The sequence below is a fragment of the Mesorhizobium sp. BR1-1-4 genome, assembly GCF_020165375.1.
Lineage (GTDB): Bacteria > Pseudomonadota > Alphaproteobacteria > Rhizobiales > Rhizobiaceae > Mesorhizobium > Mesorhizobium australicum.
The window spans coordinates 415,494-441,187 of the sequence record NZ_JAIUIB010000002.1; the positions used below are offsets into that span (position 1 = coordinate 415,494).

Here is a 25,694-nt window from a genome sequence, read left to right on the forward strand (position 1 = left end):
CGGAAAGCTTCGGCCCCTATGGATATTCGCGCGATGGTCGCTTTCGTTACCTGTCCACAATCGCATCGACGAGGGCTGGCTTCGACGCAAAAGTCGTTTAATTACAAAATAGCGAAAGATTCTTGCGCCACACTGATCATCGAGAACCCTGATGCCCCTCAAGGCCGATCTTGACGCCATCGACTGGAAGATCCTGCGCGAGCTTCAGTCGGATGGGCGCATGACCAATGTCGAGCTCTCGAACCGCGTCGGCATTTCGGCACCGCCCTGCCTGCGCCGGGTCAAGCGGCTGGAAGAAGCCGGCATCATCCGCGGCTACCGCGCGCTGCTCAACGCCCCGGCGCTGGGCCTCGATGTCGTTGCCTTCTGCCTGGTCGGGCTGCATCACCAGGCCGATGCCGAACTGCGCATCTTCGCCGAGCGTACGCGCGGCTGGCCGATCGTGCGCGATGCCTGGATGGTATCGGGCGAATCCGACTTTCTGCTGCATTGCGTGGCGAGCGACCTCGGCGCCTTCCAGACCTTCGTCATCGAGGAACTGACCTCGACGCCGAACGTCGACACGGTGCGCACCGCGCTCACCATCCGCCGCGTCAAGGATGAGGGCCTGGTGTCGTTCGAGCGCTCCTGAGCCAGGCGAACGCCTGCGCGATGGGCAAATTCCCGACATTCGCCATACCGGTGCCGCGTTGGTATTCGAAAGACGCTGATGTACAAGGCTGGACGGCTCTGCCGGATTCGCCGCTCAACTGACGCTTCATTGGTTTCCCGAGCATTCCAGCATGTGTAACGGTTTTCCGCCCGGAATTGCTTGAGAACAGATGGCGCCAGCAGCGTATATTCCGGGAAGAATCCGCCATGGGAAGGGGACCATGACCCGTTTTGCAAGCCCGGTCTCGGCGCTGATCATCTGCGTGAACGAGGCCGATATGATCGGCCCGTGCCTGGAAAGCATCGATTTCTGTGCCGAGATCATCATCGTCGATTCCGGCTCGACGGACGGCACCGTCGAATGCGTTGAAAGCTATATCGCCAGGGGCTATCCGATAACGCTGCTGCACAATGACTGGCCGGGCTTCCCCCGCCAGCGGCAATTCGCGCTCGACCACGCCAACCAGCCTTGGTGCCTTTCGATCGACCCGGACGAGCGCGTCGACGACCGATTGCGGCAGTCGATCGTGGCCATCACCCAGGCGGCCGGCGGCAAGGCCAGCGGATGGTACATGCGCCGCCGCGACTGGCTGAAGGGCTACGGTTATGCCCATCGCTGGGTGCTGCACAACAGGCTGCTCAGGCTTTTCCGCAGGGAAGGCGCCAGCATGGATCTAACGGCGCGGGTGCATGAATCCGTTCACGTGCCGGGCGAGACCGACACGATCGAAGAGGGTCTCTTGCTGCATCGCCGTGAAATATCGGTCGAGGAGGATCTTGCCCGGGCCAACACCTATTCCAGCCTCAAGGCGGTGACGCTGGTCGAGAGAGGCAAGAAGCCCGGCCTGGTGCGGCTGGTGCTGTCGCCGTTCGGCAACTTCCTCAAATTCTACCTGGCCAAGCGCTACTTCCTGTGCGGCCGGCATGGCTTCGTCTACTCGATGTCGGTGATGATCTATTCCTTCGCCACCGAAGCCAAGCTCTACGAAGCCTCGCAGCAAAACGACCAGGCTTAGGCCCTACGATCCGAGCGCGTCGATAGCGGCGAGCAGGCCGCCGAGATCGTGGTCGTCATGCAAGCACCTGATGGCGAAGCCAGGCTGAAGCGCCGCCTCACCGTCGACCAGCCAGCCCTGTGCCAGCCCTGCGCGTTGGGCCGCCTGCATGTCGGCCAGCTTGTCGCCGACCATCAGGGAGCGCTGGAGGTCAAGATCAAGGCGCCTGCCCGCCTCGATCAGCATGCCCGGATTGGGCTTGCGCATCGGATGGTCCGTTATGGCGAGCGGCCCGACGCCCGCCTCGTGATAGGCGCAGGCCAGCACCATGTCGACGAACGCGCCCTGCCTGTCCAGCAAATGGAGCACGCGGTCGTTTACCGCGGCAAAGACGCCCCAGTCGAAATAGCCGCGCGCGATGCCGGACTGATTGGTGACCACGACCACCGGAATGCCGATCCGGTTGGCGGCGGCGATCGCCGGCAGCATCTGCGGCCTGAGTTCTATCTCGTCCGGGTCGCTGGGATAGTCGGTGTCGACATTGATGGTGCCGTCACGGTCCAGGAACAGCGCCGGCGAGCGTGCGGGAAAAACCCGCCCGCCGACCTGCTCCACCCACAAGCCCGGCTCGGCCAGCGGAAACGGCGCTGTCTCGTCAGCCATTCGACAGGCGCGCTTCGACCGCCTCGCACAGATAGTGATAGAGGCACAGATGCCCCTGCTGGATGATCGGCGTCGAGGTCGAGGGGACGTTGAGCAGGATGTCGGTGAGCGGCTTGAGCTTGCCGCCGGCATCGCCGGTCAGGCTGATCACCGTCATGTCCATCATGCGCGCCTGTTCGGCCGCGGCGAGAATGCTCGGCGAATTGCCGCTGGTCGAGATTGCCAAAAGCACGCCGCCCGCGGCGCCATGCGCTTCGACCTGGCGCGAAAACACCGTGTCGAAGCCGTAATCATTGCCCCAGGCGGTCAGCATCCCGGCGTTGGCCGGCAGCGCGATCACATTGTAGGCCTTGCGTTCCTTCAGGAAGCGGCCGACCAGTTCGGTGGCGATATGGATGGCGTCGCTGGCCGAGCCGCCATTGCCGCAGACCAGCAGGGCCTTTCCCTGGGAAAGCGCCGCCACGACAGCATTCACCGCACGGTCCATCTCGCCGGTCAGATCTCGCTCGACCGTGGCAGTGATGGCGGCCGCCGAGCGGACCAGATAGTCGTTCAATTCGGACATGAATTCCCTCAGTTGGTGGCGCCGCCGGCGCGCAGTTTGCCGATGGTGCCAGTGGTGCTCTTGCCGGCGACGAGATCGACCAGAACGACGCGCCCGCCCGCCTTTTGCACCACATCGGCGCCGACCACGGTGTCGACCGTGTAGTCGGCGCCCTTGACCAGTATGTCGGGCAGAAGCGCCTCGATCAGAGCCAGCGGCGTATCCTCATCGAAGACAATGACGGCATCGACCGAAGCGAGCGCGGCAAGCACGCAGGCGCGGTCATGCTGGTCGTTGACCGGTCGGCCCGGCCCTTTCAGCCGTCGCACCGAGGCGTCGCTGTTGAGGCCGAGCACCAGCCGGTCGCACTGGCTGCGCGCCGCGTGCAGCAGGCTGACATGGCCGGCATGCAGGATGTCGAAGCAGCCATTGGTGAAGCCGACGCTCAGGCCCTCCGCCTTCCATCCCGCCACCATGCGCGCGGCCGAAGTGGCGTCCAGGATAGCGTCCTTGTGCGCGGTCGGTCCGTGCGAGCGGAACAGCGCGCCGGTGAGTTCCTCGACGCTCAGTCGCGCGGTGCCGCGTTTTCCGACCACGACGCCGCCGGCGGCGTTGGCGATGGAGGCAGCGGCGACAGGATCGGCACCGGCGGCAAGCGCCAGCGCGAAGCTCGCGATCACCGTATCGCCAGCGCCCGAGACATCGAACACCTCACGTGCCTGGGTGGCGATGTGGCTCGCCTCGTCGGGACCGACCACACTCATGCCCTTCTCGCTGCGCGTGGCGACGACGAAGTCGAAGCCATGCGCCGCAATCAGTTCCCGTGCCGACGCAACGATCTCGTCATCGGCGAACACCGCATGGCCGACGGCCTCGCCAAGCTCCTTGCGGTTGGGGGTGACGGCGGTCGCCCCGGCGTAGCGCGCGTAATCGCGGCCCTTCGGGTCGACCAGCACCGGCTTGCCCGCCTCGCGGCAGATGGCGATCAATTCGGCGGCGACGCCGTCCAGCAATATGCCCTTGCCGTAATCGGACAGGATGACGATGTCGGCCTGTTGCAATGCGTTCCGGAAGCGGCGGATCAGCTCCGCCCGTTCCGCTTCGCCGAGCGGCTTGATCTCTTCCTCGTCGAAACGCAGCACCTGCTGGTTGAGCGCGCTGAAGCGGCTCTTCGATGAGGTCATGCGGCCGCGCTGCTGTGAAAGGCCCAGTGTCTCGGCGCCAAGCTCGCCCAGCATCCGCACCAGACTGTCACCGGCGGGATCGGTGCCGATCACCGAGACCGGAATGGCGCGCGCGCCAAGCGAGACGATGTTGGCCACGACGTTGCCGGCGCCGCCCATGGCCGAGCTTTCGCCACGCCCATGCAGCACCGGGATCGGCGCTTCCGGCGAGATCCGCTCGATGACGCCATTGACGAAGCGGTCGAGGATGATATCGCCGACCACCAGCACGGCGACGTCGCCGAAGCGCGCAATGGCGCGGTGCAGAGGCTCGGGTGAAGGTGGATTGTGCTTGATCATGTCATCTGCCACGCGCGGGAAACGCCGATCTCGGATAAGTCGAAACACCAGATTTGCGAGGCCGGCCGGTCATGCCTGCCGATATACCGCAATTGGGCACCAGCGCAACGCCGGGGCGGAGGCAAACCCGGACAGGTCAGGCCTTCTGCAAGGCGACGTGGACGCCCAGCCCGACCAGCACCGCGCCGCCGGCCTTCTGCATCAGCCGCTGCGCACGGCTCGAACGCCGCAGCCGGCCGATCACGAGACCGGCCAGGAACACGCACACGACATCTGCCGACGAGAACATCAGGTTGACGATGGTGCCCAGCACCACGAATTGCATCCAGACCGGCAACCCCGCCGAGGCATCGATGAACTGCGGCAGAAATGCCATGAAGAAGATCGCGGTCTTGGGATTGAGCACCTCGACCGTGATGCTCTCGAAGAACGCGCGCCGCGCCGACTTCCGCTCGATCGCGGGCAGCGCCACGTCGCCCTCCACGCGCTTGCGAAACAGCGAGATACCCAACCAGATCAGGTACAGCGCGCCGACCAGCTTGACGGCCATGTAGAGCGGCGGCACGGCGTGGAACAGCACTGACAAGCCGGCTGCGGCGGCAAAGACATGGACATAGCCGCCGAGATGAATGCCGAGTGCCGCCGTCAGCCCCGACCAGCGCCCCCGCGCCATCGTCTGCGCGGCGGCATAAAGCATGGCGGGGCCCGGAATGTAGGCGAAGATCGCCGTGGTGGCGAAAAACGCGATCAGCAGTTCGGTCGGCGGCATTTCTTGTCCCTCATGATCCTGCCCTGCCCGATTGCAGGCCTTTCAGTCAGCCCGTGGATGGCTTTGGATTGGCCTGCGCGAACAGTTGCCATGAAAGCCGACATGACTTTTTTGTGGAATGACGGACTGAATGCGCCGATACGCGCACCCGGTTCGAAATAAGCCGACGATTCCAGAATATCGTGATTGTACTCGTCGACTATGATCCAAAGCGGGATAGCGTCAAGGCCGGCGCGGCGGCGTTCAATTTCAGGAACGCCAACCGCGACGCGATCACGGCCCGGCTGGGTGGAGGTGATTGCAAGGATGAAAAGGTTCGTCCCTCCGGCTTTCCGGGAAGAACGGCGACAAAGGCGACAGGCCTCGCCTTGCGACCTTCGGTCTCGCCGTCTCCATGTTGGCGATGCCACAGATATGGATATCGCCAGACGTCCGCGGCCACTGGTTTAATCACGGTCCAATTCCGCGGCGTACTCCTCCAGCATCTCGACATGTTGCAGCGGTGCATCCTCGGCCGCGTAGACGCGACGGCTATCGTTGCCGAAGCGCGCTTCGTAGGCCTCGATGCTCATCAGGACGTATCTCGGTTTGTTGTGGCGAGTGATGGAGACCGGCTGCTGGCTGGCAGCCGCGAGCACATCGCCGAGATTCTGTTTCAGATCAGTGGATGGATAGTGTTTCATTGGAAACTCCGTTTGCCCATAATAGACAAAATGGACAAAACAGACAAGCCTGAGCGGGCGAGGCCCGAGCGACCGCCTGCTTTGTCGACAGCCCGGCCAGCCTCCCTTATAAGGACCGGAATCGCACGCAACCAGAGGCCTTCATGATCATCGTCACGGGCGGCGCCGGCATGATCGGCTCCAACATCGTCGCCGCGCTCAATGCGGAAGGCCATGACGACATCCTGGTCGTCGACGACCTCACCGACGGCCACAAGATCGCCAACCTGGCCGATTTGACGATAGCCGACTATCTCGACAAGGACGATTTCCTGGCCGGCATGGAGGCCGGCTCGCTTGGCCGCGTCGAGGTCGTCTTCCATCAGGGCGCCTGCTCGACCACCACCGAGTGGAACGGCAAGTTCATGATGGAGGTGAATTACGCCTATTCGAAACGGCTGCTGCATGCCTGCCAGGCGCTGCGCGTGCCCTTCCTCTACGCCTCCTCCGCTTCGGTCTATGGCGGCGGCGCCGAATTTCGCGAGGAGCCGGCGCTGGAGCGGCCGCTCAACGTCTATGCCTATTCCAAGAAACTCTTCGACGATTATGTCAGGCGCAAGGTGTTCGACAGCGATCATTCCCAGGTCGCCGGCTTGCGCTACTTCAATGTCTATGGCCCGCGCGAGGCGCATAAGGGAGCCATGGCCTCGGTCGCCTTCCATCTGTTCAATCAGGTCGAGCGCGGCGAGAATCCAAAGCTGTTCGGCGCTTACGATGGCTTCGGGCCGGGCGAACAGAGCCGCGACTTCATCCATGTCGGCGATGTCGCCGACGTCAATTTGTGGCTGTGGAAGCGCGGCGCCAGCGGCATCTTCAACTGCGGCACCGGCCGCGCGCAGCCGTTCCGTGCGATCGCCGAAACGGTCATCGACACGTTGGGCAAGGGCGAGATCGAGTTCATCCCCTTCCCCGACCACCTCAAGGGCAGCTACCAGAGTTTTACCCAGGCTGATATGTCCCGCTTGCGCGCGGCCGGCTATAACGGGCAATTCCGCACTGTAGAAACCGGCGTCAGAGACTATGTCGAATGGCTGAAAGCCCAACGATCCTCGTGATCGGCCCACGCTGGGTGGGCGATATGGTGATGGCGCAGTGCCTGTTCTCGGCGCTGAAGGAACTCCATCCCGATGCCGCGATCGATGTGCTGGCGCCCGCCTGGGCGGCACCTCTGGTCAAGCGCATGCCCGAAATCCGACAGCAGATCGACTTTCCGCTGAAGCCCGGCGCGCTGGAATTCAGCCATCGCCGCCGTTTCGGCCGTCTGCTGCGCGGCCGCTACGACATGGCCTATGTCCTGCCGGGCAGCTGGAAGTCGGCGCTGATCCCGTTCTTTGCCCGCATTCCGCGCCGTTTCGGCCATCTGCGCGAAATGCGCTACGGCCTCTTGACCGACATCGTGCCGCTGCCCGATGCCGTGAAACGACGCACCGCGCAGGCCTATTTCGGTCTCGCCCAGGGTGGTAGTTTCCGCGCGCCCCGGCTGACCGTGCACGTAAAAAACCAGGCCGCCCTGCTCGATCGTTTCGGCCTGGCGCCGCGGACATTCGTGGCCCTCATGCCCGGGGCCGAGTTCGGCCCGGCCAAGCGCTGGCCAAGCGAGAGCTATGCCGGCCTTGCCCGCGAATTCATGGCCAAGGGCCTGGAGGTCGCCCTGTTTGGCTCGAAGAACGACCGCGACGTGACCGCGGAGATCGCAGCCCTTGCCCCCGGCGTCGTCGACCTCGCCGGCCAGACGCGGCTGGAGGACGCCATCGACCTGATCGCGGCGGCAAGGCTCGCGGTCTCCAACGACAGCGGGCTGATGCATGTCGCGGCCGCTGTCGGTACATCCATCGTGGCCGTCTATGGCTCGACCTCGCCTGAAAACACGCCGCCGCTGGCGGAGCGTCGCGAACTGGTCTGGCTCGGCCTGTCCTGCTCGCCCTGCCACCGGAAAATCTGTCCGCTCGGTCATCTCAACTGTCTGAAGACATTGGAAGTCGCGCAGGTCGCCGCGGCAGCGGACCGCCTGCTGGAAGTGCCGGCCGCGGCATGAAGGTACTGATCGTCAAGACTTCGTCGATGGGCGATGTCATCCACACTTTTCCGGCACTTCAGGATGCCTGCCGCGCACGGCGCGATATCGCTTTCGACTGGTGCGTGGAGGAGGCGTTTGCCGGCATCCTCGCGCTGCATCCGGCGATCGGCACCATTCACACGGTGGCGATAAGGCGCTGGCGAAAGAACCTCTTCGACACGAACACCTGGCGCGAGGCGGCGGCCTTGCGCCGAACCTTGCGCAAATGCCGCTACGACCTCGTCATCGATGCGCAAGGCCTGCTGAAGTCGGCCCTGGTGGCACGCCAGGCGCGCGCGCCGATCGCCGGCTTCGACCGGTCGAGCGTGCGCGAGCCCTCGGCGACGCTGTTCTATGATATCACCTATGCGGTGCCGCGCGACCTGCACGCCATCGAGCGGACACGGCGGCTGTTCGGGCTGGCGCTCGGCTATCGGCCGGACCTTTTGACGCTCGACTCGGGCATCGTGGCGCCAGCGGGCATGATCGCCGGCGTCGACGGCAGGACCGCGTTCCTGCTGCACGGCACCAGCCGCGAGGACAAGAAATGGCCGGTCGAGGACTGGATCGGAACCGCCCGCCTGCTGGTCGAGCGCGGCATGATTCCGGTCACAACCTGGTCGAACGAACGGGAGAAGGTGGTGGCCGAAGCGATCGCCAAGGCCGTGCCAGCCACGGTCGTGATGCCAAAGTCGCCGCTGGACGCCATCGCCGCCATCCTCGGCCGCTCGACGCTGGTCATCGGCGCCGATACCGGGCTGACCCATCTCGCCAGCGCCTTCGGCCTGCCGACGGTCGCCGTGTTCCTGGCGACGGAGCCGGGTTTGACCGGACCGCGCGGGCCGTATGCGTCGACGTTGCTGGCGCCTGGTGGCAGACGCGTGACGCCCTCGGACGTGATGGCGGAGGCTGAACGACTTTTAGAGCTTAGGCGGACAACTACCGGGAAAGACTGAATTTTCGATCGAACGATTGGCAGGGTTGGCGCTGCCCCTCATCTGCCTGCCGGCAGGGGCGGCGCCAACCTCGCGCGAATAGCACCTGTCAGCGCGGAGCTGCGCCCAGCCGACGCCCTCAGATGAACTGCACCTGGACGATCTCGTAACCCCTGGCGCCGCCCGGCGCATTCACCTCGATGGCGTCGCCGACTTCCTTGCCGATGAGCGCGCGCGCGATGGGCGAGGAGATCGAGATGCGGCCGGATTTCACGTCGGCTTCCTGGTCGCCGACGATCTGGTAGGTCTTCTTCTCCTCGGTGTCCTCGTCGACCAGCACCACGGTGGCGCCGAACTTGACCTTTTCGCCGCTAAGCTTGGTCACGTCGATCACTTCGGCGCGCGCGATATAATCCTCGAGCTCGTTGATGCGGCCTTCATTGAGGCTCTGCGCCTCTTTGGCGGCATGGTATTCGGCATTTTCGGACAGGTCGCCATGCGAGCGCGCCTCGGAGATCGCCTCGATGATGCGAGGCCGCTCTTCCTGCTGGCGCCAACGCAGTTCTTCCTTCAATGACGCGAACCCCTCGCCTGTCATCGGGACCTTGTTCATAGTGCCTGACCTTTCCTGCTGCCGCCCCCGCATTTCGGGGGAAGCCTTGTCGTTGGGGTACAAAAAGAAAACGGTCCGGCAGCCTCGGGCTAACGGAACCGTTTCACCGCAATTTCCTTGAATATAGCAATCTTTGCGGGCTTTTCACGCCCAAAAATCGGTTTTGTAAAAATCATCCCTTCTTTTGTAGCAGGGGCGGCCGTGGGACGGAGCCGAACAAAAACGGCCGCGATCGCTCGCAGCCGCTTTGAGACATCAGGAGGGCCCGATCAGCTCCTCATGAAATGGTCGATCTGCTCGGACAGCATGCCGTATTCGCGCGAACCCTTGCCGGTGCGCTTTTCGATTTCCATCAGCTGCTGCTGGGCGCCGGCCAGATCGCCGATCTGCAGATGCGCCTCGCCGAGATATTCGCGCACCAGCGTGTAATCGGGATCGATGCGCAGCGCTTCCTCGTAATAGCCGAGGCCGACGGTGACGCGGCCGGAATGGCGGTGCGAATAGCCGAGATAGTTGAGGATGCGCGGATCCTGCTTGTTGGCGGCAAGAACGAGAACCGAGATCGCCTCGTCATAGCGGCCGGCCATCGCCAGCGCATGGCCTGCATCGTAGATGCTGTCGTCGTCCAGCATGCCTTCCTTCGGCGGTACGCATTTCTGCTTCTTCTTGTCCCAGACCTCGCCTTTCTTGCACTGGGTGACAGTCTGGTCGCTACCACCACTGCTGCCGGCGGCGAACGCCGGAACGGCAAGGAACTGCAGAGCGATAAGCGCGCTCGCCGCCTGGATCAGCACTCTTTTATGCATGGAAACCTCCTGAGGGTGTGACAATGCAACACTAACGCCGAGCGGTCCGCGTTTCATCCCGGAAAAGATCGCCTGGAGAACATTAGGTGACGGATGCCGCAAATCCGGTATCATCCGGCAAACGACTGACGGAGAGGGCCCGTGCAGCGACGGCTCGAAAAGGACTGGGATCTCACGATCGGCCCCGATACCGTACGGCTGTTCATTCTCAAGGCCAAGGCGCTGAGCGCGGGCGTTAACGAGGACTATGCCGACGGCGCCGAACACGAGGTCGAGTTCGACGGCGACACGCATGACAACCACCACCATGACGGCCTTGCCGAGGAAAGCTCGGAGAATCTCACCGAGGAAGAGCTGCGCGAGCTGATCAACGACCTCAATATCGATGAGGCCGCCGAGCTGATCGCGCTGGCCTGGGTCGGCCGCGGCGACTACGACGCCTCGGAATGGGCCGACGCCGTAACCGCGGCACGCGAGCGCGCCAACAAGCGCACGGCAAAATACCTGCTCGGCATGCCGTTGCTCGCCGACTGGCTGGAAGAGGGACTGGAAGCGATCGGCGCGTAACGCGGAGGTAACCGATTGTGATCGGGTCTAAGCGCCTGTCCAGGCAACTTCAGCCGACCGGTGCCGTTTTGTGGATGATGGCAAAGCTGAGCTTTTCCCGAGGGTACAGGATTGCATTGGCCTTGGCCGTCACGGCTCTGCTGGTCATGCCGGCCCACGCCAGACATCGTCACAAACACCATAGGCCACTGAGCCCGCGCGTGGAGCAGCCGCTGACACAGCGGGCCGATCAGCCGCTGAAACCGCGAGGCAAGCGGCAGTCGAGAGCGCGAGCCAGGCAGCATCTCGCGCCCAATCCGGCACCGCCGGCAACGCAGGATGCTCGGCCGTCCGCCGATGTTCCGGTGCCCGAGCCACGCCCGGTGGACACTCAGAAAGTGGACACCCCAAAGTCGCAAGACCAGAACGCTGAAAATCCAAAGAGCGGCGCGGCGCCCAACCCGCCCAAGGACCCCGATCTACCCAGCGACGAAGAGTCCCATCAGAAAAGCCCGAAACCACCGGAACCACCAGCCGAAACCGAAAGCGAGCCGCAGCCGCCTGCCGTGGCGCCGACGCCGACGCCAAAGCCCGCCACCACGACGCCCGAACCTCAACCGCCGGCCGTCGCCCCGCAGCCAACGCCAAAGCCGGCGGAAGCAGGTGACGAGGAGAAGATGCTGCCCGATCCACGCTCGGCCGATCTTCCCGCCGACAAGATGCCGGCTGAGGAAGTCGCCTGCCGCGAGCGCCTGAAGACACTCGGGGTCGAATTCGAGGAGCACAAGGCCGAAAGCAACCCCGAAATCGGCTGCTCGATCCCCTACCCCATCGTGCTGAAGTCGCTTGGCAAATCGATCGCGATTGCTCCGGGCACCGAGCTCAACTGCCCGATGGCCGAGGCGGCGGCGCGTTTTGCCGCCGACGTCATCCAGCCGGCGGCCAAAGCCGAATTCGGCGCCGACCTGAAATCGATCGGCCAAGCGTCGGCCTTCGTCTGCCGGCCGCGCAATGGCACACGCAAACTGTCGGAACATGCTTTCGGCAACGCGCTCGACATTGCCAGCTTTACGCTGTCCGATGGCAGGACGATCGAGGTCGGGCCGGCGCCGCCGGAAAAAGACGGCAAATTCCTCGACGCCGTGCGCAAGGCCGCCTGCGGCCCGTTCAAGACCGTGCTCGGCCCAGGCGCCGACGCCGACCACGCGCTGCACTTCCATCTCGACCTGGAGCCCCGGCGGCATGGCGGCACGTTCTGCCAATAAACGCGGTTGTCGCAGGATCGCCGCCGCAATTCCGCCGCAGGCATGAACGCGGACGCTGAGTTTTCCTTTACCCTTGATCGTTAAAATGCCGGATATCCCGAAGTAGGATTCCGCCAATGGCCGGCAAATTTCGCGCCGTTTTCCTCGCCGCCGCACACCAACTGAAACCTGCGGCGCTTATGGCCGCCGGTCTTGCATTGGCCACGGTTTCCGCCTGCAACACCGGCAGCGTGCTGTCGCTGCAGCCTGCCGTCGATGTCGGCTCGCAGACCGCGGCCGTGCCGCAATATCAGGGCATGCAGAAGCTTGTTCCGTCCAATCCCTACATGACGCAGGCCGCCTATCCGCGCATGGACGAGCCGATGTCGCCGGTGGAGCAGATTCCAGCCAGCGAAACCGATTGCCGCCAGCAGCTGAAGCGCCTCGATGTCGCCTACACCGATCTGGCACCGATCCATGAGGGCCAGTGCGGCATCGACTATCCGGTCAAGGTCACGGCTATCGGCAGCATCGAGATGAAACCCGCCGCGACCCTGACCTGCGACATGGCCGCCACCTTCGCCGCCTGGACCAAGAACGAACTCGTTCCCTCCGCCCGCTGGCGCTATTTCTCCGGCGTCAGGACCATCCACCAGGGCTCAAGCTACTCCTGCCGCAACATTGCCGGCGAAGGCGTGCTGTCGGAGCACGGCAAGGGCAACGCGCTCGATGTCATGAGCATCGAACTCAACAATGGCGACGACATCGACGTGCGCAAACCCGGCCTGTTCGCCTTCCGCACCCGCGGCTTCCTCAACAATGTGCGCGCCGACGGCTGCCAGTATTTCACCACCGTGCTCGGCCCCGGCTACAATTACGACCACCGCAACCATTTCCATTTCGACATCAAGAACCGCAGGAACGGTTACCGCGCCTGCCGGTAGGAAAAGATCATGCGTCACCGGTGGACGCGATAATTTGCCGAGCCACGAGATCCTGGATGCGCCAGAGATTCTTGTCCCGAATACCGCTTTCTTCCAGCTTGCTGACGGTCCGGAACAGATACTGCGCCGACGACCCCCAGTGTCCGGCGGCTCGCGCCAGCGTGTCCGCAACCTGCTCCAACGGCAACCGTCCGGCATAGGCCTTGCCACCCGGCGCGGCGACGAAAGCCAGAGCGCGCAGCGGACCCTGCTTGGTCTTGACCTTGATCCAGCAGGGCACGTTGGTTGGTGGGTTGGCATCGATTTCCCGGCGCATCAGCTGGCCGAGCTGCCCGAAATGATCTTCATCGGGAAGCCGGTAGACGATCCCGTTGCAGCTGCCGCCGCGGTCCAGCGCCAGCATCAGGGCAGGCAATTCGCGCGTGCCCCGCCAACGCGTCAGCTTCAGGCAGAACGAACGGTGCCATCCAGGCGCCGTCGCCGGGCACTGCTCGACAGGAACGAATTCGGGATTCCAGATCAACGAACCATAGGCGAAGACCCACAGCATTTCGGGCCGATATTCGGCAAGCAGTCGAGCGACCAACTCATCGAACTCCGCGTTGGTGTGCTCGGCCGTTCCAGGCTCAGGCCCGGGATCCAGTTCAACGCGCTCGACCCGGGCGACAAGATCCGCGGTCAACGCCATCGTTCTCGGGCCCGTCGGCTTCCGTTTCATTCCCGCCCCCACGAAAAAATGATGGCTGACGATAAACCGTCTGCTCATCTCTGGCCATTGATTTCCAGGGAACCGTCAGGCAACAGATAGCGCTCGGATCGAGCCGCCTTTATGAGCCAACGAAGCCTCCAGCGACGCATTGCGATCTGGGTAGTGGCCGTGCTGGGCGGCTATCTGGCGCTCGCCTATGTCGCGGCGCCGGAATTCTGGACATTCCGTGATCGCGGCTTTCGCGATCGGCATTTCGAGATGGTCACCCACACGTCGCAAGGCATTCCCGGCGACCCCATCAATGTCGGCCTGATCGGCACGGAGAAGGAGCTGGTGCACGCTTTCGCCGTCGCCGGCTGGGACACCGCCGACGCCGTCACCTTGAGAACCGCCATCGACATCGGCGAAAGTATACTGTTTTCCCGCCCCTATCCCGACGCACCGATAAGCCGTCTGCTGTTCGAAGGCCGCGCCCAGGAACTCGCTTTCGAAAAGCCGGTCGGCGACAGTGCCGACCGACGCCATCACGTCCGTTTTTGGCGAACGGATATGGTTGGCGACGATGGCAGGCCGCTCTGGCTGGGTGCCGCCAGCTTCGATCGCGGCGTCGGTCTGAGCCATGACACGGGCGCCATCACCCATCACATCGGTCCCGACCTCGATGCCGAGCGCGACTTTATGATCGGCGATCTCAATGCCGCCGGCCTGTTGGCCTCGACCAGCGGCCTGGCGGGCATCGGCCCCACCCGGAGCGGCCGCAATGGCGGCGGCGACCCTTATTTCACCGACGGCAAGGCGATCGTCGGCGTGCTGAAGCAGTTGCCGTGACGGCAGGTCAGGTCGTCGCGATGACGATCTTGCCGAACGGCCCCTTCTCCAGATGCTCGAAGGCCCGCAGCACCTCGTCGAACCGAAGACCCTGTCGACGACCGGCTTGATCGCGAGCGCCTCGATCGCCTGGTTCATCCGCTCGAAGGCGCGCCGCCCTGGGATGCTGTCTGATCCACCCGCATCCGCTGTCATCTTTCTAAAATGGCCGCCGACTATTTTCGAAAGCCGTGCGGCAATGCTATTGAGCCCTCATGCTATACGTTGAAATCGCCACCGTGGTCGTCCTCATCTGCGTGAACGGCCTTCTGTCGATGTCCGAACTCGCCATCGTCTCATCGCGGCCGGCTCGCCTGAAGGCGATGATCGACCGCAACGTCAAGGGTGCCGGCCGCGCTTTGGCGCTTGGCTCCAATCCCGGCAAATTCCTGTCCTCCGTGCAGATCGGCATCACGCTGGTCGGCGTGCTCTCGGGTGCCTTTTCCGGCGCCACGCTCGGCCAGAGGCTGGCGCAATATCTGGCTACGGCAGGCATCCGCGAGAACATAGCCGATCCGCTCGGCGTCGGCATCGTCGTGGCCATCATCACCTATGCCTCGCTGATTATCGGCGAACTCGTGCCCAAGCAGATCGCGTTGCGCGATCCCGAGCGGGTCGCGGCACGGGCGGCGCCGGCAATGACCATCCTGGCCACCATCTCGGCCCCTCTGGTCTTCCTGCTCGATATTTCGGGCCGTGCCGTGCTCTGGCTGCTCGGCCAGCGCGGCGAAAGCGAGGAGAAGGTCACCGACGAGGAGATCAAGATGCTGGTCGCCGAGGCCGAGCATCACGGCACCATCGAATCCGACGAGCGGCGCATGATCGCCGGCGTCATGCGGCTTGGCGACCGCGCCGTGCGCGCCGTCATGTCACCGCGCACCGATGTCGACTGGATCAACCTGCAGTCCGACGATGCCACGATCCGCAAGCTTCTGATGGACACCCAGCATTCGCGCCTGCCCGCCGGCGACGGCGGGGTGGACGCCATGATCGGCGTCATCCAGACACGCGACGTGCTGGCGGCACTGCTCGGCGGCCGCGCGCTCGACCCGCGCAAATATGTGCGCGCGGCACCGATCGTGCACGACCAGGCCGATGCGCTTGATGTGTTGCAGAAGCTGAAGGAGAGCGACGTGCCGATGGCGCTGGTGCATGACGAATACGGCCACTTCGAAGGCATCGTCACCCCCGCCGACATCCTAGAAGCCATCACCGGCGTCTTCCGCTCGGATCTCGAGGCCGGCGAGGAAGAAAACGCCGTCCAGCGCGACGACGGCTCATGGCTTCTCGCCGGCTACATGCAGGCCGACGAGATGGCCGAGGTGCTCGGCATCGACCTGCCGGAGAACCGCGACTACGAGACCGTCGCCGGCTATGTGCTGTCGCACATGCACCATCTGCCGGCGACCGGCGAATGTGTCGACGCGCAGGGCTGGCGTTTCGAGGTCGTCGACCTCGATGGCCGCCGCATCGATAAGCTGATCGCCACCCGCCTGCCCAGCGGTCACCGCGAGATGGTGCGCTGACGGCATATGCCTGGTTTCGGTTCGGCGGCCCTCGACGGCGGCCAATATACTGCGCGGACCGCGAACTCTACCGCTCGGTGAAGGCGCGGGCGAAGGAATCGAGCATCGGCCGTGCCAGATACTCCAGGAAAGTCCGATCACCGGTGTTGATGAACGCCTCGACTGGCGTTCCGGGATAAAGCTGCTCGGGCTTTACGCCGGGCGGCAGGTCGGCCGCGATCCTCAGCTTGGCTCGGAAATAGGGCTCATGCGTTGCCTCGTCGACGAGCCGGTCCGCTGAGATTTGCGCCACCGTGGCTGAGACCTCGGGAGTGAGCCGCGCATTCAAGGCCGATAGCCGCAGTTTCGCCGGCTGGCCGACGCGGACCTGATCGAGGTCTTTCGGCCGCAGCCTTGCATCGACGACGAGGCCCGATGCCGTGGGCAGGATCTCCATGATCTTTTCGCCCGGGGCGATCACGCTTCCCTTGGAATTATAGGCCGACGACACCACGATGCCTGGCGCCGGCGCCTTGATCGTCGTGCGCCGCAGCACCGCCTCCGCCGCCCTGGTCTGCTCCTCGACGTCGGCCAGATTGGAGCGAACGTCGTCCAGCTTCGTCAGCGCCTCCTCGACGCGTTGCGTGGTCTGGCGCTCGATCTGCTCCTGGGCCTCGACGATCTGGGTGTTGGCCGTCGCCAGATTGGCCTCCAACGCCCCGGCCTGCCCGACGAGATCGGCCTCGCTGCGCAATAGCTGGGAGTACTCGGTGCGGTTGGTGAGGCCCTTGTCCAGCAGGCCGGTCTTGATGCCGAGTTCGTTCTTCACGACGTCGGCTTGCTGCTGAATGGCCTGTTGCTGGGCCTGCAACCCCACCACCGACTGCCGATGCATGGCGACGCGTTGTGCCAGGATCGATTTTTCCGACCGGAACCGGGCCAGCCTAGCGTCGAATTCCTTTTGCTGTTCGCGAACCAGGATCTCGAAATCGTGCTGGAAAGGTGCCGGCGCCGCTTCGGTGATGGGCGCCATCCTGTCCAATCCGTCGCGTTCCGCCTCCAGCCGCGCCGCACTTGCCCTGAGCGCGATCGACTGCCTCACCAGCCGGTTGAGCTCGGCCTGCGCGGCCGTTGGGTCCAGCAAGACCAGGTCCTGGCCCTGTTGCACGCGATCGCCTTCATGGACCGGTAATTCCCTGATGATCCCGCCCTCGCGATGCTGGATGCGGATGTTTCCGCCGGTCGCCGAGATCGTGCCTTGCGTGATCACCGCTCCCGACAAGGGAGCGCTGACGGCCCAATAGCCGAAGCCGCCCGCCAGCACCGCTATGGCGACGTAGCCGGTCAGGGCCACGCGTCTTATGTCGGTGCGCGGCTGGCTGTCCCAGGCGAGGCTCTGTGTCGTCATCTCACGATCCGAAACTGCCACCCGCGCGGATTGTCGGGACGAATGACCCGGTCACCACCGTGCTCTGCTGGGGGGCCTTGCCGATCACCGAGCGCCGCAGCACCTCGTCGGCAGGGCCGAAGGCTTCGACCATGCCGGCGCGCAAAAGCATCACGCGGTCGCAAGCGGCGGCGATCGAAGGGCGATGGGTGATCACGATGACCGTGACGCCCGCCGCCCGCGCGGCCGAAAGCACCGCCTCGAGCGCGGCCTCGCCGCTGCCGTCGAGATGGGAGCTGGGCTCGTCGAGCACCAGGAGCCGCGGATTGCCGTAGAAGGCGCGCGCCAGGCCAATTCGCTGGCGCTCGCCCCCCGACAGCGCCCTGTCCGACGGGCCGATCATGGTCTGGTAGCCGTCGCGCTGCGCCAGGATCAGCTCGTGCACCTGGGCGCGCCTTGCCGCCTCGACGATTGCGGCGTCGTCCGCTTGCGGGTCGAAGCGGGCGACGTTTTGCGCGATCGATCCAGGAAAGAGCTCAACCTCCTGCGCGAGGTAGCCGACATGCTTTCCAAGCTGGCTCTCGTCCCAGGTCCTGAGGTCGGCGCCGTCGATCCTGATTGAGCCGCCGGTCGGTTGGGCGGCCCCCACGAGCAACCGCGCCAGTGTCGATTTGCCAGCCCCACTCGGGCCGACGATGGCCAGCGCTTCGCCCGCGCCGATCGCAAAGTTGAGCCGCTTGAGGATGGGTTCCGTGCCGGGTTGGGCGTTCGGCGCCATGAAGAAGACGTCCTGCACGGAAATCGCGCCGGCCGGATCGGGCAGGATCAGTTTTCGCGGCTCCGTCGGACGCATTGCGAGCGCTTTTTCCAGCCGCGCCCACGCCCGCCGCGCGTCGGCGATCTGCCGCCAGGCGCCGATCAGCTGGTCGAGCGGCTGCAGCGCGCGCGACGACACCAGCGAGGAGGCGAAGATCATGCCGGCCGTCATCTGACCCTGCAGCACCAGCCATGCGCCGGCGCCGAGGATCGCCAGTTGCAGCATCATGCGCAGCGCCCGCGAGGCGCCGCTGAAGATCGCGTTGGCGCTCGAGGAACGGTCATGGAAAGTGAGCGCCGCCGCCACGTGCCGTCCCCAGACCAGCGAGGCATTCCGCACCATGCCCATGGCTCGCAGCGTCTCGGCATTGCGGGCAAAGGCCTGTTCCGCCTGGCTGGCCAACGCCGAACGCTCCGCGGACAAGGCATCGTTCCTGCCGATCGCAAGCTGGTTGGCCACGACGAGGAATAGCAGAAGCACCGCGCCGGCGACCGTTACCCAGAACAGCACCGGATGGATGAGATAGAGCAAGGCGAGGAAGACAGGGGCGAAAGGCAGGTCGAACAGCACCGCCACGCCGCGTGACCTGATGAAGGCGCAGACCGAAGCGAGATCGCGCAGCGGCGACAGGCCGCCGGCATATCTCGCGCCGAGCGAAACGGCGAAGGTGCTGGCACCCAGCTTGCGGTCGACGGTCGCCGCGACGCGCTGCGTGTAGACGGCGCGGATCGCGTCCAGCAGTCCGAGGAAGGCGAGCGCGAGCACCGCGATAGCTGACAGATAGACAAGCGTCTCGACGCTGGAGGACGGCAGCACGCGGTCATACACCTGCAGCAGGTAGAGCGGAATCACCAACAGCAGGATGTTGATCAGCAGCGAGAAGACGCCGACATCGGCGATAGCGCGCAGGAAGACCGGACGCAGGCCGGACGGTCCAGTCATTTCCGCATTTCCCGCCGCTGCATGATCCCGGCCCTTACGCGTGGCCCCCGAATTCGGAACCGCCGTGCAGCGTGCTGCTGGCGATGCTATGCGTGGCGGTGCTGGTGGTGGTGTGCAAAGCGCTCGCCGGCGCGTTGTCCAGCGTATAGGCGCGGATATAGTCGATCTTCATCTCGGCAGGCGTCGCCAGATGATCGGGAGGCGCGCCGGCAAGACCGCCGACCGCGAGATCGGCCAGCATGTACATGGGCTTGTGCATATCGGATGGCGTCGCCGCTTCCGCGACCTGGACACCGTCATAAGTCCAGACGAGCTTGTCCGGCGTCCACAGCAGCCCATAGGTGTGGAAGCCGGCGGTATCCATGGTGTTTACCGTCGACGTCACCTTGGTGTGGGTTCCCGTTTCATTCGAATGCGCCGTCATGATCAACGAGTTCGGGTCCTGCCCGCGCGTCTCGACCACATCCAGTTCCGGCGGCCACGAGCCGTCTGCCGGCAGCAGCCAGAAGGCGGGCCAGGCGCCGGCGTTCTCGGGCAGGTCGGCGCGCATTTCGAAATAGCCGTAGGTTTGTGAGAAGGTGCTGTGCGTATTGAGGATACCTGACGTGTATTCGTAGTTGTTGATCAGCGGCTTGATGTCGGCCGGCGCCGGCGCGGCGGTGATGGTGAGCACGCCGTTATTCACGCTGAACGGGTGGACGGAACTCGTCGGCCCGTAATTGGCGTCGATGTACCATTGCAGCTCGCCATTGCTGGTCAATGTGCTGCCGTTCGGCGCTCCCCATGAGAAGTTGGTATCCCACGTGCCGCCCTGAGCGTTGTGAAGATTGAGCGCGTTGAAGTCGTCGCTGAAGGACAGCTTCATGCCGGACATGTCGATCGGCAATTCGAACTGGGCGGGCTGCATCTTGTCGATGGTCGTGTCCTTGAACTCCAGGATCTCGCCTGATCCGAGGTTCAACAGCACATTCGACCCCGCCTGGATCATGCTGGAATGGATCGCGTCGAACGACGTGAACCCGTAGCCGTTGAGGCGGACCGTGTCGGTGGCGGCAAAATTCGCGATCAGGTCGCTGCCATTGCCTTTCGAGATGACGAACGTGTCGTAACCGCCGCCGCCGTCGATCAGCACGTCGTTTCCCGCGCCGCCGTCGATCGTCTGGTGCCCGGCCTTGGCGGTGATGATGTTGTCCAACCCGTTTCCGAAAGCGTAGTTATTGGGGTTTGTGACGATGAGGTTCTCGACATTGGCGGGGAGCTTGTAGCTCATCCATGTGCTGATCGTGTCGATGCCTGCCCCGGCGCCCTCGGCCACCTTGTTGCCCGCCCCATAGAGGTAATAGATGTCATCGCCCGTGCCGCCATGCATGGTGACGTTGAGATTGCCCGCTCCGTAAAACGAGTCATTTCCCGCGCTGCCATACAAGTCGGGCCCGGCCCCAGGCGCCGAGAACCAGTGGTTGGACGTACCGCTATAGGGAAGAGGAACACCCACGGCGTTGACGAAGAAGCTCATCGGATACATCCTCCTCGTGAGGCATGGCCGCCTCGAACCGTTCGCTTACGGACTTCCGGATGGCCACGTCGGATCAATGCTGAAAGGAACGATTTCGTTCCGGGGAATCATTACACAATCCACCATAACATCGATCTTTCGGAAGACATATACTTATTGTCCGGGAAAAGAGCGGCGCTTAAGCAAAGATATTTAGTAAAATGGTGTATAAACTAGAAATTGCAAAGGATCTACTTAGATGAATGATCTACTTAGATGACGGCTACCCGTCCGAGCCCATCAGCCTCCCTCCTCGGCGCATGGTGGGCGGGAAGCTTAGGCCATCAGAGAGCGGCTTCGATCGGCTCGGCAAGCCTGGGATTTGAGCGTGCCGCGATCAGGCAACTGGTGACGATGAGACCCGCTCCCGCCAGCGTGGTCCAGGTCACCGCCTCGTCGAAGAAGAGGAAGCCAAGTGCGATCGCCCAGATGAAGGCGGAGTATTCCGTCGGGATCAGATACTGCGCTTCCGCCCGCGCATAGGCCCAGCTCATCAGGAATTGGCCGGCGAGCGACAGCGCCGTCACGCCGGCGAGCGGAAGCCAGAGCTCGCGCGGCAGGGTAATGGCCAGCCAGGGTGACGCGAGACCAAGGAAGACCGCCACGCAAAGGTTCTGGAACAGCATGATCTCGATCGGCTTGGCCACCAGCGCCTGCTGCCGCGCAAGGATCAGATTGTAGGCATAGAACACCGTCGACACCAGCACCGCCGCCGTGCCGAGCAAGGCATCCCTGGCATGGCTTGTCTGCCCGAACTGTCCACCGACGATGATTGCGACGCCCGCAATGCCGGCCAGCGAAGCCCAGATCGCCTGACGCTGTATGCGTTCGCCGAGCAGCAACGCCGCCAGCAGCAGGGCGAACAGCGGCGCCACGAAACTGAGCCCGATCGCCTCCGCCAGCGGCAGCCGGGCAAGCCCCCAGAAGAAGGACAGCAGGACAAAGCCGACGACCGCGGCACGCAGCGCATGCAGCCTGAGCACGGAAGGCGTGGGCAGCGTGCGCGGTCCCGCCGACCAGCCGGCGCCGGCAACCACGGTCGCGAGCATGCTGCGCCACAGCACCGTGTTGTAGACGCCGACGGCAAGGACCAGGACCTTCATCGCCGCGTCCATCCCCGACAGCAGGAAGATGCCAAGCGCGCAGACAAGCACCGGGATCATGGGAGAAACGGCGCCTGCCAGGCTGGATGACTTCACGAGGCCCCTCATGTGACGGATCGCAGCCGGATATATCAGGGCGGACCGGCGGGGCCAGATGGCAGCCCCGCCGATATGGCGGTCCAACCATGGCGACTTGTGGAATGGCTGGGAAAGCTCGCAGCGAGCCCGCCAACCATTGCCGGCTTGTCTAGCGGCGCGTGACCGCGAAAGCGGATATCTGAGCATCGAGTTTCGGCCATGGCATGACGGACCGGCTTTTGCGCTATTCTGGCAAGTCCGCCTTCCGAAGGCCCTCGATATAGTTGTCACGGTCTTCCACCCGTTGAAACGGGGCAGCACCTCCGCGAGGTCCGAAAGCCGCAATGTGGGATCGAGTTCGCGCAGGCGCGCATCTTCTCCGCTTCAGAAAGCTGTCTCGCCAAGGCATGACTTGCCATCGCGCTCGCGTAGTTCGGCTGCGAGCGCAAAGATCTCGGTTTGCGCTTGGCACGTTCGATTTCAGCCTCCTCGACCTTCGGCGTGATTGCGCCGACTATGTTTGAGGCGATCTGATCCTCGAGATCAAAGATCTCCGCCAGAGTGCCGTCAAAAACAGTCGGCCCATAAATGGAGGCCGGTGGAAGAGTCGAGGAGCTGTCCTGTACGGCCAACGTTTTGGCGGCAAGAGATTTGAGTTAGGATGACGCAGCACTGGCGCGCTATAGAGCACCCTTATGAACGAATCTGCCAGTAGAGCAGACAGCAACACAGCAGTCGCGAGCGACCTTGCCGACGGCGATCCCCGCCTTGCCTTCATTTATCAGGAGGCAGTGAGAGGCCTCAATCACCAGCAGAACCTCGTCGAGAACATGAACGCCCGCGCCGGCAGCCTCATCTTCGCCACTGCGTTCGCCAACTCGCTGCTTGGCGGAAGGGCGCTTTCCGACGGGCTTGGGCTTTGGGACTGGATCGCGGTGGTTCTGCTGTTCGTCATCGGCGGGCTGATCGTCTTCTTGCTTTGGCCCTACCACAAATACATGTTCCGCTTCGACCCAGAAGAGCTGCTCCATCAATATGTCGACGGCGACAGGCCAGCAAACATGTCGGCCATGCAGCGCGCGCTCGCCCTTCGCATCAAGGCGGACATGGTCAGCAACTGGCGCATTATCCAGCGGCTTCGGGTGGCATTGCAGATTGCGCTGGTCCTTCTGTTGTTCGACATCCTGGCCTGGCTTTTCGCGATCGCGGGTATTTGAGCCGTTCGATATTCGAAGCCGACCCGACCTGGACCGACGACCGAGGTGGCAGTCTGCCGACGAGCAGCTTCGGGAACTAAGGCATCAGCACGACCTTGCCGGTCGAGCCGCCCTCTTCGGGCAAAGGACGAGCACGTGGCTCCCGGGACGGGCGCCTTCGCAAGAGCGCTGTGTCTGGGGCGCCCTCACCTGCTTGCGAGGCGCTGAGGGGCGGCGCGGCGTTGCATGCAGGTCTTTCGCGCAGCCGCAACTCCTTGCAGGAACGCGAAAAAAGGGCGACGCAAGCGCCGCCCCGTATCCCTTGGGAGGACAATCCGATCCGGCGGATCAGGCCGCCTGGGCTTCTCCGGCGACGGCATCGGCGGCGCGGGCGGCCTTCAGCACCTTGGCCCACCAGGCGACGTCGTTGACCAGCGCGGTGGCGGCCTGGTTCAGGTGCTCGAGATCTTCGAGCTTCTTCTCGCCCTGGCGCACGGCCAGGAAATCGCCCCAGGCGATATGGACCGCGGACTTGACCGGCGCCATCTGCAATTCGACGGCGTGGAGACGAAGCTGTTCGACGGCGCGGGCGCCACCGACGCTGCCATAGCCGACAAAGCCGGCCGGCTTCTTGTTCCACTCGTTGGCGGCGTAGTCGATCGCATTCTTCAGCACGGCCGTCGGGCCGTGATTGTATTCGGCGGCGGTGAAGATGAAGCCGTCGAATCCGGCGACCTTCTTCTGCCAGCGCTGTGCGACTTCGTTCTGCGACGGCGCCCAGGCGGAAGACGCGACCTCATCGAAGAAGGGCAGCGGAAAGTCGCGCAGATCGACAATTTCGACATCGATGTCGGCATGTGCCTTGGCGATCTTGGCGATCCACTGCGTCGGCACGTCGGCGAAGCGGGCAGCGCGCGTCGAACCGATGACAATGGCGATTTTGGGCTTGGACATAAGGGGCTCTCCTTGCGGGAATTTTTGGTATCGTTTGGATACCGGCGCTATATGTGATACTGACAATTTGATGCGCAAGGAGGCACGTTTTTGTTACTGAGGCACCCGCATAACACCGAGGACTGCCGCGCCGTGTCGGAAATCCTGCAGCGCGTCGGCGACAAATGGACCGTGCTCGTGGTCGGCAAGCTGGGCGGCGGACCGCTGCGTTTCAACGAATTGCGCGCCGCCGTCGGCGGCATCTCCCAGAAGATGCTGACCACCACCTTGCGCGGCCTGGAGCGTGACGGCTTCATCACCCGCAAGGTGTTTCCAACCATTCCGCCGCGCGTCGATTACGAGCTGACGGAGCTCGGTCACGAGTTGCTGGTGCCGGTCGGCGCGCTCGGCGAATGGGCCCGCAAGAACACCCAGCGTGTCCAGTCGGCACGCGCCAGATTCGACGACATGCACGCCTGAAGCCCATGCGCGGCAAGGGATTCGGGACCTGCACTGAGCGGCTCTAGCTGCCCAAGCGAAGTCACGGCTCCCTGAAAGCGACTGGACCTAAAGGCGACTTGGAAACAGTCTATGGCGCTCGATGCCGGCCCGACGCGCCCGGCCCCCCTCTCGACGGTAACCCACATTCCAACGGCAGCCAGTCAGGCCCTTCGCGCCAGGCAAGGCGTCTGGCTGCAGATCGTGCACGTCGCTGTTCGCTGCTTCGCATCCGTCGTGTCATGCAGGCAGGCGGTGCGCCCAAGGTCCTGTTTGACTTCGGCGTAAGCGGTTATACCGAGCAGGCAGACAAGGGCCACGAGAGCCGCCGCAAGCCAGCCGTTCAACAGGTGTTGACGCATTGTCTTCCTCCGGTGTCCGGGAGAATTGCGCGTGGAAGGCAACGGCAGCATGTCGCTGAACGCATCGCTTCACTCGGGCGATGTTACAAATGCTCCCGGCTTGGCGGGTATCGAATCAGCTCTCGGCCGGAACCGCCTTCGGCTTGCCCTCGCCGTCGAGCGCCACCATGACAAAATCGGCGTGCGTCACCTTTTCCATCAGGTCGGAAAGATAGCGCTGCGCCCAGGCCTCGACCTTGAGCGTCATCGAGGTGCGGCCGACGCGTTCGACATGGGTGTAGATGCACAGCGTGTCGCCGATCTTCATCGGCTTGGCGAAGGACATTTCCTTGACCGCCGCCGTCACCACGCGGCCCCTGGCGCGCTCGGCGGCGCGGATGCCGCAGGCAAGATCCATCTGCGCCATCACCCAGCCGCCGAAAATGTCGCCTGCGGCATTGGCGTCCGAAGGCATGGCCAGGGTGCGCAGCGTCAGGTCTCCGATCGGCCGTCCGTCCGCGTACTGCACCATGGGCAGAATCCTTAAGCAGTGATGGTCATCGATCCCGTATCGCCGCTACGGGAATAGGTCAACGCGCCGCCGCTGCTGTTTCCTCGCCCCAAGGCCATAGGCTAACCCGGCATTCGCCCGGTTGTGGCCGATTTTCAGCGGCTTCGGGTTCTGGAACGGGCTTCCCCCACTCCGTCGCTGCTTCGCAGCGCCACCTCTCCCCCCTCCGGAGGGAGAGGAA

At 63.9% G+C, this 25,694-nt stretch carries 26 protein-coding genes; 12 read left to right on the plus strand and 14 right to left on the minus strand.

Features of this window, described 5'->3' with window-relative positions; translation table 11 throughout:
• Positions 1–151 precede the first annotated feature (151 nt).
• Positions 152–631, plus strand: coding sequence for an Lrp/AsnC family transcriptional regulator (locus LB571_RS05220; protein ID WP_023770207.1), 480 nt, complete (start codon positions 152–154; stop codon positions 629–631).
• Between the two features lie 241 nt (positions 632–872).
• Positions 873–1,667, plus strand: coding sequence for a glycosyltransferase family 2 protein (locus LB571_RS05225; RefSeq protein WP_015316162.1), 795 nt, complete (start codon positions 873–875; stop codon positions 1,665–1,667).
• 3 nt (positions 1,668–1,670) lie between these two features.
• On the opposite strand, the gene gmhB is transcribed toward LB571_RS05225, so the two are convergent.
• From gmhB to LB571_RS05255, 5 genes are all read right to left on the minus strand, one after another.
• Entirely contained in the window at positions 1,671–2,309 is a 639-nt protein-coding gene (gene gmhB / locus LB571_RS05230) for a D-glycero-beta-D-manno-heptose 1,7-bisphosphate 7-phosphatase (protein ID WP_224592726.1), read from the minus strand.
• A complete protein-coding gene (locus LB571_RS05235; RefSeq protein WP_140823249.1) occupies positions 2,302–2,874 on the minus strand; it encodes an SIS domain-containing protein in 573 nt (190 codons plus the stop codon). The genes gmhB and LB571_RS05235 overlap by 8 nt, the downstream gene beginning before the upstream one ends.
• Positions 2,875–2,882: 8 nt before the next feature.
• Positions 2,883–4,376: a D-glycero-beta-D-manno-heptose-7-phosphate kinase gene (gene rfaE1 / locus LB571_RS05240; protein ID WP_224592728.1), complete on the minus strand. Its 1,494-nt coding sequence runs from the start codon at positions 4,374–4,376 to the stop codon at positions 2,883–2,885.
• Positions 4,377–4,512: 136 nt separating this feature from the next.
• On the minus strand, positions 4,513–5,145 hold the full coding sequence (locus LB571_RS05245; protein ID WP_224592731.1) for a LysE family translocator: 633 nt from the start codon (positions 5,143–5,145) through the stop codon (positions 4,513–4,515).
• A 446-nt stretch (positions 5,146–5,591) separates the two neighbouring features.
• Positions 5,592–5,828, minus strand: coding sequence for a type II toxin-antitoxin system Phd/YefM family antitoxin (locus LB571_RS05255; RefSeq protein ID WP_015316156.1), 237 nt, complete (start codon positions 5,826–5,828; stop codon positions 5,592–5,594).
• Positions 5,829–5,971: 143 nt separating this feature from the next.
• Between LB571_RS05255 and rfaD the strand changes: the two genes are divergently transcribed.
• The 3 genes from rfaD to waaC are packed head-to-tail and all read left to right on the plus strand — an operon-like array spanning position 5,972 to position 8,879.
• Positions 5,972–6,922, plus strand: coding sequence for an ADP-glyceromanno-heptose 6-epimerase (gene rfaD, locus LB571_RS05260; protein WP_224592734.1), 951 nt, complete (start codon positions 5,972–5,974; stop codon positions 6,920–6,922).
• Positions 6,895–7,902: a lipopolysaccharide heptosyltransferase II gene (gene waaF, locus LB571_RS05265; RefSeq protein ID WP_224592737.1), complete on the plus strand. Its 1,008-nt coding sequence runs from the start codon at positions 6,895–6,897 to the stop codon at positions 7,900–7,902. The genes rfaD and waaF overlap by 28 nt, the downstream gene beginning before the upstream one ends.
• Entirely contained in the window at positions 7,899–8,879 is a 981-nt protein-coding gene (gene waaC, locus LB571_RS05270; protein ID WP_224592741.1) for a lipopolysaccharide heptosyltransferase I, read from the plus strand. The genes waaF and waaC overlap by 4 nt, the downstream gene beginning before the upstream one ends.
• A 118-nt stretch (positions 8,880–8,997) precedes the next feature.
• On the opposite strand, the gene greA is transcribed toward waaC, so the two are convergent.
• Together greA and LB571_RS05280 are read right to left on the minus strand one after the other, a co-directional pair.
• Positions 8,998–9,471, minus strand: a complete 474-nt coding sequence (greA, locus tag LB571_RS05275; protein WP_015316152.1) for a transcription elongation factor GreA — start codon at positions 9,469–9,471, stop codon at positions 8,998–9,000.
• A gap of 269 nt (positions 9,472–9,740) precedes the next feature.
• Positions 9,741–10,277 carry a tetratricopeptide repeat protein gene (locus LB571_RS05280; RefSeq protein WP_140617735.1) on the minus strand — a complete coding sequence of 179 codons (537 nt, stop codon included), beginning with the start codon at positions 10,275–10,277 and terminating at the stop codon, positions 9,741–9,743.
• Positions 10,278–10,418: 141 nt separating this feature from the next.
• Here LB571_RS05280 and LB571_RS05285 point away from each other — a divergent pair, with 141 nt between their 5' ends.
• The 3 genes from LB571_RS05285 (at position 10,419) to LB571_RS05295 (ending at position 13,011) form a co-directional block, all read left to right on the plus strand.
• Positions 10,419–10,844, plus strand: coding sequence for a DUF3775 domain-containing protein (locus LB571_RS05285; protein WP_140664934.1), 426 nt, complete (start codon positions 10,419–10,421; stop codon positions 10,842–10,844).
• A 116-nt stretch (positions 10,845–10,960) separates the two neighbouring features.
• Positions 10,961–12,088 (plus strand): extensin family protein, encoded by a 1,128-nt coding sequence (locus LB571_RS05290; protein WP_411961401.1) that lies wholly within the window; start codon positions 10,961–10,963, stop codon positions 12,086–12,088.
• Between the two features lie 116 nt (positions 12,089–12,204).
• On the plus strand, positions 12,205–13,011 hold the full coding sequence (locus tag LB571_RS05295; protein ID WP_140617732.1) for an extensin family protein: 807 nt from the start codon (positions 12,205–12,207) through the stop codon (positions 13,009–13,011).
• 7 nt (positions 13,012–13,018) lie between these two features.
• Here LB571_RS05295 and LB571_RS05300 read toward each other — a convergent pair whose 3' ends face one another.
• Positions 13,019–13,729 (minus strand): gamma-glutamylcyclotransferase, encoded by a 711-nt coding sequence (locus LB571_RS05300; protein ID WP_224593032.1) that lies wholly within the window; start codon positions 13,727–13,729, stop codon positions 13,019–13,021.
• Positions 13,730–13,840: 111 nt separating this feature from the next.
• Between LB571_RS05300 and LB571_RS05305 the strand changes: the two genes are divergently transcribed.
• The gene (locus tag LB571_RS05305) at positions 13,841–14,548 is read left to right on the plus strand and encodes an LssY C-terminal domain-containing protein (RefSeq protein WP_224592747.1); all 708 of its coding nucleotides are present in this window, start codon (positions 13,841–13,843) and stop codon (positions 14,546–14,548) included.
• 254 nt (positions 14,549–14,802) lie between these two features.
• Positions 14,803–16,113, plus strand: a complete 1,311-nt coding sequence (locus LB571_RS05310) for a hemolysin family protein (RefSeq protein ID WP_015316146.1) — start codon at positions 14,803–14,805, stop codon at positions 16,111–16,113.
• A gap of 67 nt (positions 16,114–16,180) precedes the next feature.
• On the opposite strand, the gene LB571_RS05315 is transcribed toward LB571_RS05310, so the two are convergent.
• The 4 genes from LB571_RS05315 to LB571_RS05330 form a co-directional block, all read right to left on the minus strand.
• Complete coding sequence (locus LB571_RS05315; protein ID WP_224592750.1) at positions 16,181–17,500, minus strand: HlyD family type I secretion periplasmic adaptor subunit; 1,320 nt, start codon at positions 17,498–17,500, stop codon at positions 16,181–16,183.
• 1 nt (position 17,501) lies between these two features.
• Positions 17,502–19,238: a type I secretion system permease/ATPase gene (locus LB571_RS05320; protein WP_224592753.1), complete on the minus strand. Its 1,737-nt coding sequence runs from the start codon at positions 19,236–19,238 to the stop codon at positions 17,502–17,504.
• A 34-nt stretch (positions 19,239–19,272) separates the two neighbouring features.
• A complete protein-coding gene (locus LB571_RS05325; protein ID WP_224592772.1) occupies positions 19,273–20,754 on the minus strand; it encodes a family 16 glycosylhydrolase in 1,482 nt (493 codons plus the stop codon).
• 323 nt (positions 20,755–21,077) lie between these two features.
• Positions 21,078–22,004 (minus strand): DMT family transporter, encoded by a 927-nt coding sequence (locus tag LB571_RS05330; RefSeq protein ID WP_140617724.1) that lies wholly within the window; start codon positions 22,002–22,004, stop codon positions 21,078–21,080.
• 665 nt (positions 22,005–22,669) lie between these two features.
• On the opposite strand from LB571_RS05330, the gene LB571_RS05340 reads away from it, so the two are divergent.
• Positions 22,670–23,191, plus strand: a complete 522-nt coding sequence (locus LB571_RS05340) for a hypothetical protein (protein ID WP_224592774.1) — start codon at positions 22,670–22,672, stop codon at positions 23,189–23,191.
• Positions 23,192–23,518: 327 nt separating this feature from the next.
• On the opposite strand, the gene LB571_RS05345 is transcribed toward LB571_RS05340, so the two are convergent.
• Positions 23,519–24,124, minus strand: coding sequence for an NADPH-dependent FMN reductase (locus LB571_RS05345; RefSeq protein WP_015316140.1), 606 nt, complete (start codon positions 24,122–24,124; stop codon positions 23,519–23,521).
• A 90-nt stretch (positions 24,125–24,214) separates the two neighbouring features.
• On the opposite strand from LB571_RS05345, the gene LB571_RS05350 reads away from it, so the two are divergent.
• Positions 24,215–24,583 (plus strand): winged helix-turn-helix transcriptional regulator, encoded by a 369-nt coding sequence (locus LB571_RS05350; RefSeq protein ID WP_015316139.1) that lies wholly within the window; start codon positions 24,215–24,217, stop codon positions 24,581–24,583.
• 495 nt (positions 24,584–25,078) lie between these two features.
• Here the strand turns inward: LB571_RS05350 and LB571_RS05355 are convergent, their stop codons facing one another.
• The gene (locus LB571_RS05355; protein ID WP_013893544.1) at positions 25,079–25,474 is read right to left on the minus strand and encodes an acyl-CoA thioesterase; all 396 of its coding nucleotides are present in this window, start codon (positions 25,472–25,474) and stop codon (positions 25,079–25,081) included.
• Positions 25,475–25,694: the final 220 nt, after the last annotated feature.